The organism is Streptomyces sp. NPDC049687 (genome assembly GCF_044465285.1).
Classification (GTDB): Bacteria; Actinomycetota; Actinomycetes; order Streptomycetales; family Streptomycetaceae; genus Streptomyces.
In genome coordinates this window covers 16,329-30,134 of sequence record NZ_JBITLN010000012.1, presented here as the reverse complement: position 1 = coordinate 30,134, position 13,806 = coordinate 16,329, and the positions used below count along the sequence as shown (strand labels likewise).

General features: G+C 65.7%; 10 protein-coding genes. 5 read left to right on the top strand and 5 right to left on the bottom strand.

Translation table 11 applies throughout. The features are described 5' to 3' along the window. Nucleotides 1-58 precede the first annotated feature (58 nt). The 4 genes from ACIBVL_RS31610 to ACIBVL_RS31595 all read right to left on the bottom strand — a co-directional run bounded on the left by ACIBVL_RS31610 (nucleotide 59) and on the right by ACIBVL_RS31595 (nucleotide 4,836). Complete coding sequence (locus tag ACIBVL_RS31610; protein WP_399102447.1) at nucleotides 59-700, bottom strand: hypothetical protein; 642 nt, start codon at nucleotides 698-700, stop codon at nucleotides 59-61. Between the two features lie 660 nt (nucleotides 701-1,360). Continuing rightward, nucleotides 1,361-2,071 carry a hypothetical protein gene (locus tag ACIBVL_RS31605; protein WP_399102445.1) on the bottom strand — a complete coding sequence of 237 codons (711 nt, stop codon included), beginning with the start codon at nucleotides 2,069-2,071 and terminating at the stop codon, nucleotides 1,361-1,363. 4 nt (nucleotides 2,072-2,075) lie between these two features. Beyond that, nucleotides 2,076-4,379: a hypothetical protein gene (locus tag ACIBVL_RS31600; protein WP_399102443.1), complete on the bottom strand. Its 2,304-nt coding sequence runs from the start codon at nucleotides 4,377-4,379 to the stop codon at nucleotides 2,076-2,078. 4 nt (nucleotides 4,380-4,383) lie between these two features. After that, nucleotides 4,384-4,836, bottom strand: coding sequence for a hypothetical protein (locus ACIBVL_RS31595; RefSeq protein ID WP_399102441.1), 453 nt, complete (start codon nucleotides 4,834-4,836; stop codon nucleotides 4,384-4,386). A 447-nt stretch (nucleotides 4,837-5,283) separates the two neighbouring features. On the opposite strand from ACIBVL_RS31595, the gene ACIBVL_RS31590 reads away from it, so the two are divergent. The 5 genes from ACIBVL_RS31590 to ACIBVL_RS31570 all read left to right on the top strand — a co-directional run bounded on the left by ACIBVL_RS31590 (nucleotide 5,284) and on the right by ACIBVL_RS31570 (nucleotide 9,627). Beyond that, nucleotides 5,284-5,733 (top strand): hypothetical protein, encoded by a 450-nt coding sequence (locus tag ACIBVL_RS31590; protein ID WP_399102439.1) that lies wholly within the window; start codon nucleotides 5,284-5,286, stop codon nucleotides 5,731-5,733. A 2-nt stretch (nucleotides 5,734-5,735) separates the two neighbouring features. Further along, the gene (locus tag ACIBVL_RS31585) at nucleotides 5,736-7,487 is read left to right on the top strand and encodes a hypothetical protein (protein ID WP_399102436.1); all 1,752 of its coding nucleotides are present in this window, start codon (nucleotides 5,736-5,738) and stop codon (nucleotides 7,485-7,487) included. A 98-nt stretch (nucleotides 7,488-7,585) separates the two neighbouring features. Continuing rightward, the gene (locus tag ACIBVL_RS31580; RefSeq protein WP_399102434.1) at nucleotides 7,586-8,785 is read left to right on the top strand and encodes a S8 family serine peptidase; all 1,200 of its coding nucleotides are present in this window, start codon (nucleotides 7,586-7,588) and stop codon (nucleotides 8,783-8,785) included. Between the two features lie 120 nt (nucleotides 8,786-8,905). After that, on the top strand, nucleotides 8,906-9,253 hold the full coding sequence (locus ACIBVL_RS31575; RefSeq protein ID WP_399102432.1) for a WXG100 family type VII secretion target: 348 nt from the start codon (nucleotides 8,906-8,908) through the stop codon (nucleotides 9,251-9,253). Nucleotides 9,254-9,327: 74 nt separating this feature from the next. Then, on the top strand, nucleotides 9,328-9,627 hold the full coding sequence (locus ACIBVL_RS31570) for a WXG100 family type VII secretion target (RefSeq protein ID WP_399102429.1): 300 nt from the start codon (nucleotides 9,328-9,330) through the stop codon (nucleotides 9,625-9,627). A gap of 162 nt (nucleotides 9,628-9,789) precedes the next feature. Here the strand turns inward: ACIBVL_RS31570 and eccCa are convergent, their stop codons facing one another. Continuing rightward, nucleotides 9,790-13,761 (bottom strand): type VII secretion protein EccCa, encoded by a 3,972-nt coding sequence (gene eccCa / locus ACIBVL_RS31565; RefSeq protein ID WP_399102426.1) that lies wholly within the window; start codon nucleotides 13,759-13,761, stop codon nucleotides 9,790-9,792. Nucleotides 13,762-13,806: the final 45 nt, after the last annotated feature.

Genomic DNA, 13,806 nt, shown 5'->3' with positions numbered 1-13,806 from the left:
GCCGTGAGGCCGGTGCCGAGGTACACGCTCTGGATGTCGTTGGGGGTATGGCGAGTCCTCAACCGCTCTTGGCTTCTGGCACCCGCGTCGGCAGTGCAGCCGTGGAGGCGCAGCCTGCAGCTTCGGCAACCGCCCTGGCCATCGAATTGAGGATCGTTATGCGGTCTTTGTTCACATCCTTACCCTGTATTTTGGCGGCCACCGCGTACATCTCCGCCTTCACGAACTCGGTGTCACCAGTGAATGCGTCATCGGTGGTCGCCTTGGTCGGACAATCGAAGTAGAGGTCCGCGCCATTGCCGCTTACCCGCGCATAGACGCCCATAGGGTAGAGGACTGTGTCGTCGCCGGATTCCCCCGCTGAGCTGGATGGATGACTTTTCGCTGCTGAGAACCGGATCTCAAGAAATGAGCGTCCGCTGTCGTCATCCGTCTTATAGACCCAACATGTGCCCTGCGCTGAGTAGTTGTCGTGCAGATGCTTGACCGCCCTGCTCACTGAGAACGTGTTGGGCTCGCCTGCGTCATTCGTTCCGGTGAGCTCCTCGAACCGTTCCGCACCGGAGAGGCGTTGCAGTGCTGCCGCGGCCGACGCGTCCAAGGTTCCATCACAGACTTTATTCGCGGCCACACCGCTCGACGACCTGGGCGTTTCACTCTGCTCCGAGTTGTCGCTGCATCCGGAGGCGACAACCAGCACAGCCGTGACGCACATTGCTGCCCGGTGTGCGTTACTCCCCAGGGATCGACGCATTTCCCGTCCTCACTCAGTCTTTATACGGAGGCCGACCGCGGTAGTCGTCCTCAGCGGATCCTGTGCCCACGTAGGTGTCCTTCATCGCGTTGAGCCACTGCTGATCGTCGGCCGTGCCTTCCGCCTCAACTGTTGGCGTCACTCGTCGGCGGATGAGAATCCAACAGACGCAAGGTGTAAAGGTGTTGTGCGATTGTGAATTCGAGACCGTGTGCACCTGGCCGCGTTGGGCCTCGGCTGCGATGGCCAGCCTGGGGGGTGTCACCGACCCATGTGACCTCGTACTGCTGGTCGAGGGAGCGGACCTCGTTCTTCTCCGGGACCAGACGCATGCGTACCTGGAAGACGCGACTCACCTGGGTACGGACGAAGAAGGTCCGCCAGGCCGGGTCCTGGAGACGCCACTCGGCCACCAGTGCGGCCCCTCCGAACGGCCGTCCCTGATGACGTAAGGGACTTCAGGGCTGTTGAGACCGAGCAGGGCCGCGCAGCCCGTCAGCGGGGCGCCTTGTTCCGGTCAGCTTGTCGAAGAGTCCCATGCGGTCAATCCATGAGGAGTCGGATCGGGGGTCTGTTTGGGCTGACCGGGTCCGCCGCAGGACGTTTTCAGCCTGTTGTCGGCTTGGGGACCTGCGTGGGAAGCGCCGCCTCCGATGCGCAGTCCAATTGCTCGGCCATGGCACGAGAGACGGCATTGAGGACAGTGACCAGGTCTTGGCCTGTGCTCTTCACCGAGACCTGACCCGGCGCGCTTGTGAGGGATGCCTTGATGTACGGCTCCGATTCTTTGGCCGTTCCGGAGGCTTGCGCGGAGCACTTGAAATAGATAGCTGCGCTGGCGTTGCCGTTTGTCTTTGCATAGAGGCCGATGGGGTAAATGACGTTTTCTGATTTCTCGTCTTGCGATGCGTCATCCGCACGGGGGTGGTAATTGACGGCGGAGAAGTCCACAGTCATCAACGGGTGGCCAGTCTTGTCTCCGGCTTTGAACACGACGCATTGGTTTCGCTGCGTCATGTCCTCGTAAATTGTCTTCGCAGACCGTTTGAGGGAGAATTTGCTCGGCTCTCCGGAGTTCATGGTGCCGGGCAGTTCAGTGAACTTCTCCGTGTTGCCCATGCGTTTGAGTGCCGAAGTAGCCGACGAGTCGAGTGTGGAATCGCAAACCTGGGACGCAGTCAGGGTCGGCTCTTCAGTGCTTTCGTCGTTTCCGCCACATGCGGAGACTCCAAAGATCAGTGCCGCCGCGCTCATCACTGAAGGCAGTACGGTGAGTGTTCCTTTTCTGCCCTGCGGTCGTTCGCTCGTCTGTCGCACAACTTCAGTCCTTGTAGGGAGCTCGGCCACGATACTCGTTCTCGCCCGTTCCAGTTCCGTAGTAGGCGGCGTTGACATCCTGGTCCCAATTCTGGCCATCCACGATATCGCCGATCTTGGGGTCGCCGTCAATGTAGGCATTGTAGGCCGCGCCCATCTGATTGATACCCTTTGAATAGAAATCGCTGCTGGTCAGCTGCGCCTGCTCCCTGGGATCCGCTTCGGCGGCGTCCACGCCCTTGTCGATCTGATGACCGATGAAGGTGTTCACCGCCCCTCCGACGGTATCTGCGGCGACCGGTGCGATGACCATTGCCGCAGCAGTCGTCCCGGGCAGTGGGATGGCGGCGACCCCGACGCCCACGGCCGCACCGACCCCCAGCTTGATCCAGTCGGCGGACCGGCCCAGTGACTTGTTGGCGTCTTCCGAATCCGCGCCGTAGTCCGTCGCGGCTTGCTCGACACGGGCGTTGTCGAGGATGCCCCGCGCCTGGGTACCTGCTATCAGCGCATCATGGGCATGCTCGATATTGGCATCACTGGTCGGCGAATATTTGTCGAGCGCGCTCAACGTATACAGATGCTGTGCTGCGGTGACGGCGCTGTGGGATTTCTCGTCCTGACCAAGCACGCTAAGGAAGTTGATCGCGCCTTCGTTGGTGAAGTTGGCCCGCCCTTGATATGCGGCGGGGAAGGTGCCGGCGTCCATCTGGTGCTCGCCGACCCCGGACAGGTTGTAGTCGATGTCATCGATGTACGCGCCGGCCATCTTGCCCAGGCTGTCAGCCATCTCGGGCTGATCGTGAAGCAACTTCGGACCGTCTTTGCTGCCGTAGAGGTACGCCACCTCCTCCATCACGGCAGCGGTCGCGGGAGTCCGATGCTCGCCGCCCGCCTTGATCTCGGCCGCGGTCGCGTCGTACGAGTACCCGGTTGTAGCCGCCTCGAGGGCGTGGCCGAGCGCGTCGCGCCCCGCGACGTAGTCGTGGTCGCCCTCGAGTGTGGTGTCGGACACCCAGACGCGGTCCTGGGTCAGGTACTTGAGGTGCTCGTTCAGCTCGGATGCCTTGTCGACGGTGTCCCTGTCGCCGATGGTGTATTCCGTGACGTCGGGTCGCGCGAAGAACTGCTCCGAGGCACCAGGGTTGTGACCCAACGCCTCGAGGAAACCCGTCACCGGGTCGCGACCCCGGTCGTTCTTGTAACCCCAGTAGTTGAGGTCCCCCTGGTTGGCGTTGTTGACCCAGAGGTTGATTCCCTCGCCGTTGACCTTCTTGTCGTAGTCGAGGAGCTTGTTGCCGTAGTCGTTCAGGAACTGGTCGTCGTAGTCACCGAACCGCATCAGGTTGCTCATGACGGCGTAGCCGGTCGGATTGCTCGCGTCGTCGATGCCCAGCTGGTCCGGGCCCAGCTTGATCATCTGCTGCTCCCAGCCCTGCATCTTGTCGCTGTCCGAGAGTGTGGCCTGGCCGATGGTGTTTCCGAGGTTCTTCTGGAGCTGCTTGACCTGCTCGGCGCGCTTGGGGTCGTACTGCCCCTGGTAGGGGTCGGCCACACCGGCGTAGAAGGTCAGGAGCTTCTTTGGGCCGACCGTCGTGGCGAACTCCTCCGCGAAGAGGGGATCGTTCTTGTACTTGGCCAAATTCGCGTTGAGGGACGCGAGTTCCGTGTTCGTCACGTCGTGCGGGTTCTTCGCGAGGATCTTCGCCATCGCGTCGGCATCCTTGATGGCCTTCGCCGCCTCGTCCCGGTTGTCGTAGTCGGCGCCGGAGAAGCCGTACTTGGCCGAGTCGACGATGAGGCGCAACGCCTTGGCGGCGGTGGTGTCGCTCTCGGTGGCCTTGTCGAGGATGCGCTGGATCTCGTCGCGCAGGTCGTTGACGTCCTTCTGGCTGGCCGCATCCTTCCCACCGCTCGGATCTGAGTACCAGTCGGGGCGGATGCTCGCGGTGACGAAGAAGGTGCCGTCGCCGGCGTCTCCCACGGTCAGTTTCTTCGCGACACCTCGCTCGATCGCCGCGTTGAGCTGGTCGCGGTAGCCGATGAGCTCGCCACGGGTGTCGCTGAGGATCTTGGCGACCGTGTCGGCCTGGGTGTGGGCGTCGGTGAACTCGCCGGCCGTCTTGTCGATGAACTCACGGGTGACGGTCGCGTTCACGCCAGCCCAATTCGCCTTGTCGGCCTGGCCCTTGAGGTTCTTGTCGGCGTCTTCGGCGAGCGTCTTGAGGTTCTTGGCCATCTCCTCCCAGTCGGTGATGGCCTCACCGAGCTTGCTGAAGTTGCCGTAGCGGAGAGCGTCGAGATCCATCGGCTCAACCGCCCTTCCGCTCGTCGAAGCCCTTGTCGAGGTCGGCGATGCTGCTGACCGTGCCGGCGATGAAGACGTCGTCGCCCTTGTGCGCGCCCTTGGTGTAGTCGAGGTGGTTGGAGATGTGGGCCGTCGCGTCGAGGAGTGTCTGGACCTGGTCGACCCAGTGCTCGGCCACGTGGGTCAGCGCGGAGCCGATCTCGAAGCCCTCGGCCTTCAGGCCGTCGCCGGCCGCGATGGACTTCACCCTGGCATGGTCGCTGAAGTGCTCGAACTGCTGGTGCAGGTCGAACGCGGCGTTCCCGACTCGGGCGAGGTCGCTCTGACTGGCCTTGAGGTCACCCTGTGTGTTGACGGGGGGCCCTGGAGGATCCACGTGGTTGAGCTGCATGTGGGCGGAGCTCTGCCGGCGCTGCTGCGCCTCGCTCTTGAGCTGCTCCCATTCGTCCCATGCCATCCGCAGGACCCTTCCCCCGTGCCGCCGACCGACCGCTTTCCGCTCCCGCCGGACCCTGGGGCGCCGGGGGGAGAGCGGCAGTCACGCTAGCAACTCCGGTTGTTCTTTGGGACGGCGGCTATGCAGTCGTGATCATCGAAGCGCGGAAGTTCGGTGAAGATCGCTACTGATGTGAACTGAAGGAATCAACACTGTTCACACGGGTGGTGTCCTCGGGCTGCGCGGCGTGGAGGGCTTGCACTCCTCACGGCGAACCGGCGAATCGGGCAAAGCGGGCTGTCTGGTCCGGTCTCGTAACTGCCTTCACACGTACCACGGTTGGGCTGGATGTACAGGCTGGCTACAGTGGTAAAAGCGTTGTCAGGTACGGCTCGCTTTGCGATCGTACGGCGAGCGTCTGTCCGTCCCTGTCGACGGGCGCTACGGGGAAACGGGGGAGGGGGCGTCATGCTTCCGATGGACATGACGGGCGGTGCGTCCGCCACCACGGCGGCCAACCTGGAAGCCAGCGGTGAGGCGCTGTCCACTTTCCTGAAACGAGTGGACGCCGTGCTGCGGGACCTTGAAGGGTCCGCCGGCAACCCGACGAAGGTGGGCGCCCAGACGATCAAGCCCGGGTCGCTGAACAGCGGAAGCATGGCCGCCTTCCCGGAGGCACACGGTCTCTACCTGCAGTACAACAGGGTCCACCAGGAGCTCACGTCGCTCTCCAAGACCTTGCACCTGCAGATCGAGGGGATCGGCATCGCCGTCCTGGGCGCGCACCGGGGCTTCGACAACCTGGAAGAAGACCAGCGACGACGTTTCGCCGAGATCCAGACCGAGATCCGTCAGATCCAGGACGCGAGGGACGACGTACAGCGCACCAACGACGCGAAGACCGGCGGGAAGCTCTGACGATGACCGACAACCAGCACAAGGCCGACCTGGAGCGGGTCTCCCATCAGAACTCCTTCACGGACTTCGCCCGCGGTGTGGAGGAGCGTCCGGGCGGTGGGTTCTTCCGCAACACGGTTCGCGCCGCGATCGACGCCACGCCGGTCGGGCAGGCCTTGCGGCAACGGACGAACTTCGAGAGCCACGGACTCAACGAGATGCTCGACCTGGTCGAGCAGACGAATCCGGAGGACCTGGAATCGTCGGGCAACGCCCTGTGGGCGGCTCGCGACGCCATCGAGGCGGCGGCCACCGAGCTCGATGGCCACATCGAGAACGTCCATTGGGTGGGCGAGTCGGGCGACGCGTTCCGTAAGTGGGGCCGTTCACTCGTCACCACCACCAAGGGCCTGAGCGACTTCGCCGGATCGGCAGGTGACCAGATCATGGCCGCCGCGACTGGGTTGGCTTCCGTGCGCAAGGCCATGCCGGCTCGCGACACGCGCACGGACCCGACGCCCGTCCGGGACATCCCGAAGGTCGAGCGGGTGGCGAGCAACGACGCGTACACCGCTGCCGTCGAGGTGGAGAAGAACCGCCAAGAGGCGATCAACCAGATGAACCGGTTGTCGTCGTACTACACGGTGTCGGAGGAGCAGCTGGCTGCTTTGAAGGCGCCGGAGTTCACTGTCATGCCGGATGTGGGGGTGCCCGCGCCCATCACTGTGCCTACCCCTGGTCCCGGCGAGGTCGCTTCGGGCGGTACGCATGAAACTGCGGCGAGGGTGGTCACGAGCCCTCACGCCTCGGTACATGTCAGCGGGCACAGCACAAGCGGTGCCACGACACAGCCGACGGACGTCGCAGGGCACATTACGCAGCCGGACCGTCCTGTCGGTACGAACATCGACAGCGTCGGCACTCTGCCTACGCCCTCCCCGGCTCCCGTGACGGGCAGCACCCCGCCGGTCACGGGTACCCCCGGCCCGGGCGGCGGCCATCCCGGTGCGTTCGGGGGTGGCTTCCCGCCCCCTGTGTCCAACGGCATGTCAGGCAGGGCCTCAGGCGGCTCAGGGGGTGTCCGGAGCCCTGTGTCCGCTCAGGGCAGGGCCAGCAGTGGCCTGGGCAACTCGGCTCCTGCGCGTGCCGTGGGCCGAGGTGTCACGAACCAGATGGGCCACGCGGGAGCGCCCGGGCAGACGACCGCCAAGGGCAGTGCCTCCGGAGCGAGGCCGTCCCCGATGGGCCGAGGCGTCACTGGCGGCACCCCGCGGTCCACCGGTGGGACCATGCCTCGAGCCAATGGCGCTCCCGTCACCGGCGCGGGGCGCGCGAACGGCGTGGTCGGGGGACGACCCACGACGTCTGCTGGTCCTTCGGCGAATGGCGGGACGAGAATGCCCCGTGGCACGGTCGTTGGTGCCGAGGGAGCGCCAAGCTCGCGGTCCACGGCTGGAACACCTGGACAGCGTGGTGTCTTCGGAGCGCCCGAGTCCACTGGGAGGACCGGTTCGAGCCTGCCCTCAACACGTGGAGGCGCAGGGACTTCCGAGGCTGTCACAGGCAGGCCCGCGACTCACAACTCCGTTGCCCGGGCGGAACGAAACGGCATGACACGCGGCGGTGCGGGGCTCGTGCGTGGACCCGCCAATCGGCAAAATCCCGCTGACGGACAGAACGTGCAGGGAACGCCGCGGCCCGACTACTTGGTCGAGGACGAAGAGACACACTTGCCCACCAAGCCGCGGCGCGATGTGCCGCCGGTCATCAATTGAGCCGAGCGAGGACGTACAACACCATGGAGTCAGGGACCAGCCGACGAGCCGAGCGGGCCGCTCTCCTCAGGACGCGCTGCGCGCGACGAACGCGAACAGTGGGTGCAGTCGTCGGCGCCCTGGCCGTTGTGACAGCGGGGTTCGCACCGAGCGCCGCCGCCTACGACGCGCAATCGAAACAGTGGTATCTGGAGCCGATGCAGGCCGAGCAAATGTGGGAGGCCAGCACTGGGAAGGGCGTCAAGGTCGCTGTCATCGACACTGGGGTGAATGCAAATACACCTTCGCTCAAGGGGCAGGTCCTGGCCGATGAAGTCCCCAAGTCGGTTTCGTACCGTGCGACAAACGACTACCTGGGTCACGGCACCACCATGGCCGAACTGATCGCGGGTACGGGATCCGGCGGTGGCTTGCAGGGGCTTGCCCCCGGAGCGAAGATCGTCCCATACCGAATCCAGCTGGAGGGATTCAAGGGTGGGACGGAGGAAAAGGAGAAGACACCCCAGGCATGGGATGCGATCAAAGCGGCTGCCGACACCGACGCAAAGATCATCAGTATGTCGTTCGGTGGTTTGACCGGCCCGAAAGGTGAGGCAGCCATCCAATATGCCGCCTCAAAGGGCAAGTTGCTGATTGCCGGTGCCGGAAATGACGGCGAGGGAAAAGGATTGGTGTCGTACCCCGCCGCCTATCCCTACGTAATCGGCGTGTCGTCCATGGACGAGTCCGGCACAGTGTCGAAGTTCTCCTCCCACGGAAACTATGTCGACCTGGCGGCACCGGGCCAGGATTTCCCAGGGTGGTGTGATGCCACTTTCCGTTCATATTGCGACGACAGCGCCGGTACAAGCCCCGCGACCGCGCTCACCGCTGCCTCCGCCGCCCTGATCTGGTCCGCCCACCCCGACTGGACGGTCAACCAGGTCGTACGCTCCCTCATCGACACGGCCGGCCGTGACTGGGCGAAGGACGACCCGAGCACGTACCTCGGCTATGGAGCCATTCGCCCGCGCATCGTCCTCGAGGACCCCGACTACGACGCCGGTCCCGCGAACGTCGACCCGCTGGCGAAGGAAAACGGGGGAGGAGTCACGACGGAAGCCTCGGCCTCCCCTTCCGCCTCAGCCTCCTCACAAGCCGCGGAGAAGGATTCCAGCGGCGGAACCTCCGCAGCAGGATCGAGCGCGGAGTCGTCGAATGACAGCAAATTGCCCTGGCTCGGACTGGGTGCTGCCGCCGCGGTGATCGTGCTCGGCGGCACCGGCGCTGCTGTGGTGCGAGCGCGGCGTGCCAGGTGACGTTGTCAGCCGTCCGAGTCCTGTGGCGTTCGGGCAGGACATGAACGGAGCGCTCGCCGTCGTCTGACGATGAGCCGAGATCGTTGGATCAAGCAAGAGACAAAGGAGAGCGGACCGATCATGGCCGACAATCAGAAGCTTGAAGACGCAGCAGTCGTCCTTCTGCAGAAGCAGATGTACGAGAAGTACGAGGGAATCCGGAAGCGTGTGCACTCGCTTCAGGGTGTGATCGACGGTCTTGAGGGCCAGTGGGACGGTATCGGTCGCGCTGCGTTCGACAGGAAGCAGTATGAGATCAACGAGTCGCTGCAGGGCCTCGGCAACATCCTCAGCGAAGTCATCGATGCGATGACCACCGCGCGCAACATCAAGGACAGCAAGGAAGACGAGGTGCGCGCGGCGGCCAACAAGATTGACCTCAACGACGGTGCTCCCACCGTCAAGGCGTCTCCTCTGACCTCGTACTGAGGCCGGCAGAATTCAGGGCACTGGCCGTATCCGCTGCCTACCAGGCACACGCGACCGAAACGAGGTATACGGGAATGGGTCGTAACACCGACGGACTGAGCGTCACTTATGACGGGCTCGACTTCGCGGCAACCAAGATTGCCAACGAGGCGAAGCAGCTTGACCAGGATCTTCAGGAGCTCAAGCAGCTGGTGCTGAACAGCAAGCAGTACTGGCAGGGTGACGCCGCGCAGCACTTCGACGAGAAGCTGGCGAGGTGGGACAAGGAAGCCACCGACATTCACACCGCGTTGACCGGCATCGGCCACGTGGTGTTCACGGCCGGCGGCACCTACATGGAAGGCGACAAGAAGGCTGCCAGCTACTTGCAGTAGACCAGTCGCAGGAGATCGGGGTGGGCGCGTGCGGGAGGCGCCCACCCCGTTCTCGTTTCCCGTCACGGAATTGCCGCTGATCGTTCTGTGTGCACAGGCCCGGCCTGGCGCGCGACCGGTGCCGCCGGTTCGTATGACCCTCTTGCGCTTACTGGCCTCTCGTCACGCGTTCTCGTCCGCGACCAGCCCCACCTGGACCAGCGGTTTGCCACGCCTGCGCGAGACGAACACCCCTCGCCCGGCGGGCATGGGGCGGGGCCGCACCCCACCCAGCAGATCCCCCTCCGCATGGTCACCCGCGAGGACCACGCCCTGGGCGCCGAGTTCCTTGATGCGCTGCATGAAGGGTTCGTAGCCGGCGCGACCCGCGCCCGCGGTGGAGCGCGCGATGATGAAGCGGACGCCGACGTCACGGGCGAACGGCAGCTGTTCCGTCAGACCCGCGAGCGGGTTGCCGCTGGACGTGGAGACGAGGTCGTAGTCGTCGATGATCACGTACACCGTGGGACCCCGCCACCAGCTGCGGTTGCGCAGCTGCTCCGCGGTGACGTCCGCGGTGGGCGTGCGGCGCTGCATCAGGTCGGCGAGGGCTTCCATGTGGTGCTGCATCTGGTTCGACATGGGAATGTACTCGGCCAGGTGCGAGGACGGGGTCACGTCCAGCAGGGAACGCCGGTTGTCGACGACGAACAGCTTGCAGGTGCTGCCGTCGTAGCGCTCGGTGAGGCGCTTGATGATCAGCTTCAGCAGGTTCGACTTGCCGGACTCGCTCTCGCCGAAGACGAGGAAGAACGGGTCCTGCTCGAAGTCCACGAACACCGGCTCGAGGTTGTCCTCGTCGAGGGCGAAGGAAACGCCGCGGTTCGGGAACCGGTCGCCCGGAGGCAGCTGGCTCGCCGGGAACTCCCTCGGCAGCAGCCGCACCTCGGGCGCACCCGGCTGCTGCCAGTGGCGGGAGACCTCGGCGGCGAGAGCCGTTGTCGCCTCCGCCAGGTCCGTGTCGGAGGACAGGCCGTCGATGCGCGGAACCGCCCCCATGAAGTGCTGCTTCTGCGGGGTCTGGCCACGTCCCGGCACGCCTGTGGGCACGTTGGCGGCGACCTTGCGGTCGAACTCGGAGTCCATGGGGTCGCCGAGCCGCAGTTCGAGGCGGTTCATCAGGTGGTCCTTGAGGTTCGAGCGGACCTCCATGGCGCGCGAGGCGGTGAGTACCAGGTGGATGCCGTAACCGAGGCCACGGGCCGCGATGTCCAGCACCACGGGCTCCAACGCCTCGTAGTCCGTACGGAAGTTGCCCCAGCCGTCGATGACCAGGAAGACGTCGCCCCAGGGCTGGTCCGTCACCGGGATGTCGCCCCGCGCACGGCGCGTTCGGAACTCCGCGATCGAGGAGATGCCCGCGGTACGGAAGTACTCCTCGCGGCGCGTCAGGATGCCGTACACCTCAGCCGTTGTGCGCCGTACCTTCTCGGGATCGAGGCGCGAGGCGACTCCGCCCACGTGCGGCAGGCCGGCCACGGCAGCCAGTCCGCCACCACCGAAGTCCAGCCCGTAGAACTGCACTTCGTGGGGCGTGTGAGTGAGCGCGAACGACGCGACGATCGACCGTAGCAGCGTCGACTTGCCGGACTGCGGGCCGCCGAGGATCTGCATGTGACCGGCCGCGCCGCTGAAATCGGCCCACAGCGGGTCCCGCCGCTGCTCGTACGGTTTGTCGACGATGCCGACCGGGATGACGAGCCGGCCCGCGCCTTCGTAACCGGGCTGTGTCATGCCCCGGCCCGGCACCGGCGTGAGCCCGGGCAGGAGGGCGTCGAGCGACGGCGGGCTGTCCAGTGGGGGAAGCCACACCTGGTGGGCTGCAGGACCCTGCGCCTCCAGTCGTCGCACGATCACGTCGAGGACGGTGTCGGCGAGCGCGTCGTCCGTCTGGTCAGGCGCCTCCTCACGCTGCCGCGGCACCTGCAGGTACTGGACCGGGACCTCGGCCGCCGTGAACAGCACGGGCCTGCGGTCCACGGGGAGCGGCCCCCCGAAGGCCGCCGCCTGCTGCGAACTCGTGCGGTAGGCACCGGAGACGTACGCCGCCTTGAAGCGCACCATCTCGTCGGTGCCGAACTTCAGGTAGCCGGAGCCCGGTACGTTCGGCAGCTCGTAGGCGTCCGGAACACCGAGCGCGGCGCGCGACTCGGCCGCCGAGAACGTACGCAGACCGATCCGGTACGACAGATACGTCTCAAGCCCCCTCAGACGTCCTTCCTCCAACCGCTGGGACGCGAGCAGCAGGTGCACTCCCAGCGAACGGCCGATGCGGCCGATCTGCACGAACATCTCGATGAAGTCCGGCTTGGCGGTGAGGAGTTCGCTGAACTCGTCGATGACGAGGACGAGTGAGGGGATCGGCTGCAGCGCGGCACCGGCCGCGCGGGCCTTCTCGTAGTCGTGGATGTTCGCGTAGTTGCCCGCGTCGCGGAGCATTTCCTGGCGGCGGTTGAGTTCACCGCGGATCGAGTCGCCCATGCGGTCGACAAGGGTCAGATCATCCGCGAGGTTGGTGATGACGGCGGCCACGTGCGGCATCTGGGCCATGCCCGCGAACGTCGCACCACCCTTGAAGTCGGCCAGGACGAAGTTCAGCGTCTCGGAGGAGTGGGTCACGGCGAGACCGAGGACCAGCGTGCGCAGCAGCTCCGACTTGCCGGAGCCGGTCGCGCCGACGCACAGGCCGTGCGGGCCCATACCCTCTTGCGCCGCCTCCTTGAGGTCGAGCATGACGGGCCGGCCGTCCTCGCCGACGCCGATCGGCACGCGCAGCCGCTCGGCCTGCGAGCGCGGCCGCCAGGTCCGCTTGGGGTCCACGGAGGCCGCGTCGCCCAGGTTCAGCAGATCCGTGAATTCCAGGGCGGCGAGCAACGGTTCGTCGTCGTCACCACCCGACGCCATGCGCAGCGGCGCCAGTTGCCGGGCCAGCGCCTCCGCTGCCTCGTACGACAGAACGTCCGGCGTGCCCTCGTAGACCATGCCCTGCGCCGACTCCAGCAGTAGTTCCTGCGGCTGCACGACGATGGACAGGTCGCCCCGCCCGGCGCTGAGGTCGCCGGGCACGACCTCGAGGACCGTCACACCTTGCAGGCCTTCGGGGCTGGCCAGGAACGACGTCGGGGGCACGAAGACGCCGTCGAGCACGATCACCAGATGCGGCTGTTCGGGAACGGGTGGCCCGGCGGGGTGGAAGCGCGGACGACCCTGGAGGCGGGTGGTGAGCAGGTCCTCCAGTGCCACCGGGTCGGTCGTGATCAGACGCATGCTGCCCGCACCGTCCGCCAAGCCCGGCGCCTGGACGTGCGGCAGCCACTTGGCCCACTCCCACTCGGGCGCCGCGTCACGGCTGGTGGCGATGGCGATGACCAGGTCTTCGGGGGAGTGCAGCGAGGCGAGGGAGGCGGCGACGGCCCGAGCGGTGCCGCGCACGGTGCCGGGCTCACCGCTGATCGTCACGTGATAGAAGGCGCGCAGCGAGACCGCCATCGGCAGGTTGTCCAGGGTGGCGTGCGTGGCCAGGAAACGTTGCATGGCGCCCGCGGTCAGCGGCTCCAGCTCGTCGACGGGGCCGGTCTGCGGCGCGATCAGCGGAGTGGCCAGCGCCTGGGGACCGAGGCCCACGCGAACCTGTCCGAAGTCCTCGTCGTTGGTGCGCCGTTCCCACACCCGGCTGCCCTCTGCGACCAACGCCCACAGTTGCTCCGGTGAAGGGTGCAGGTAGTACTGGACGTCGCGTTGGACCTTCGCGGTCTCCAGAGCGGTGCGCCGGGTCTGCGACAGGTAGCGCAGGTAGTCACGGCGCATGTCGGCCATCTGCCCCTGGTTGCCGCGGCGATAGCGGACCAGCATCGAGATGCCCATGGCGATCGTGGAGGCCACCATCACCATGCCCATGATCTTCATGAAGGGCTGGGCCTGAGGGTTGAAGAAGAACACCACGGACCCGCCCATGCCGAGCATGGGCAGGAGCTGCATCAGTGCGCCGTCCTGCTGTCCGCGCGGAAGCTCCGGCGGAGGCTGCAGCGCGACCTCGTCCGTGGGCACTTCGGTGGGCAATGCCCGCGGCGGGCGCTTGACGACGATGTGACTCACTTCGCACCAATTCCCTTGCGCACCGAGCTTTTTCGTCCGCCGCCC

What these genes read in the sequence shown, in the direction of transcription:
- ACIBVL_RS31575 (WP_399102432.1), top strand. Translation starts at nt 8,906, where the DNA reads ATGGCCGACAATCAGAAGCTTGAAGACGCAGCAGTCGTCCTTCTGCAG.
- ACIBVL_RS31585 (WP_399102436.1), top strand. Translation starts at nt 5,736, where the DNA reads ATGACCGACAACCAGCACAAGGCCGACCTGGAGCGGGTCTCCCATCAG.
- ACIBVL_RS31570 (WP_399102429.1), top strand. Translation starts at nt 9,328, where the DNA reads ATGGGTCGTAACACCGACGGACTGAGCGTCACTTATGACGGGCTCGAC.
- ACIBVL_RS31590 (WP_399102439.1), top strand. Translation starts at nt 5,284, where the DNA reads ATGCTTCCGATGGACATGACGGGCGGTGCGTCCGCCACCACGGCGGCC.
- ACIBVL_RS31600 (WP_399102443.1), bottom strand. Translation starts at nt 4,379, where the DNA reads ATGGATCTCGACGCTCTCCGCTACGGCAACTTCAGCAAGCTCGGTGAG.
- ACIBVL_RS31595 (WP_399102441.1), bottom strand. Translation starts at nt 4,836, where the DNA reads ATGGCATGGGACGAATGGGAGCAGCTCAAGAGCGAGGCGCAGCAGCGC.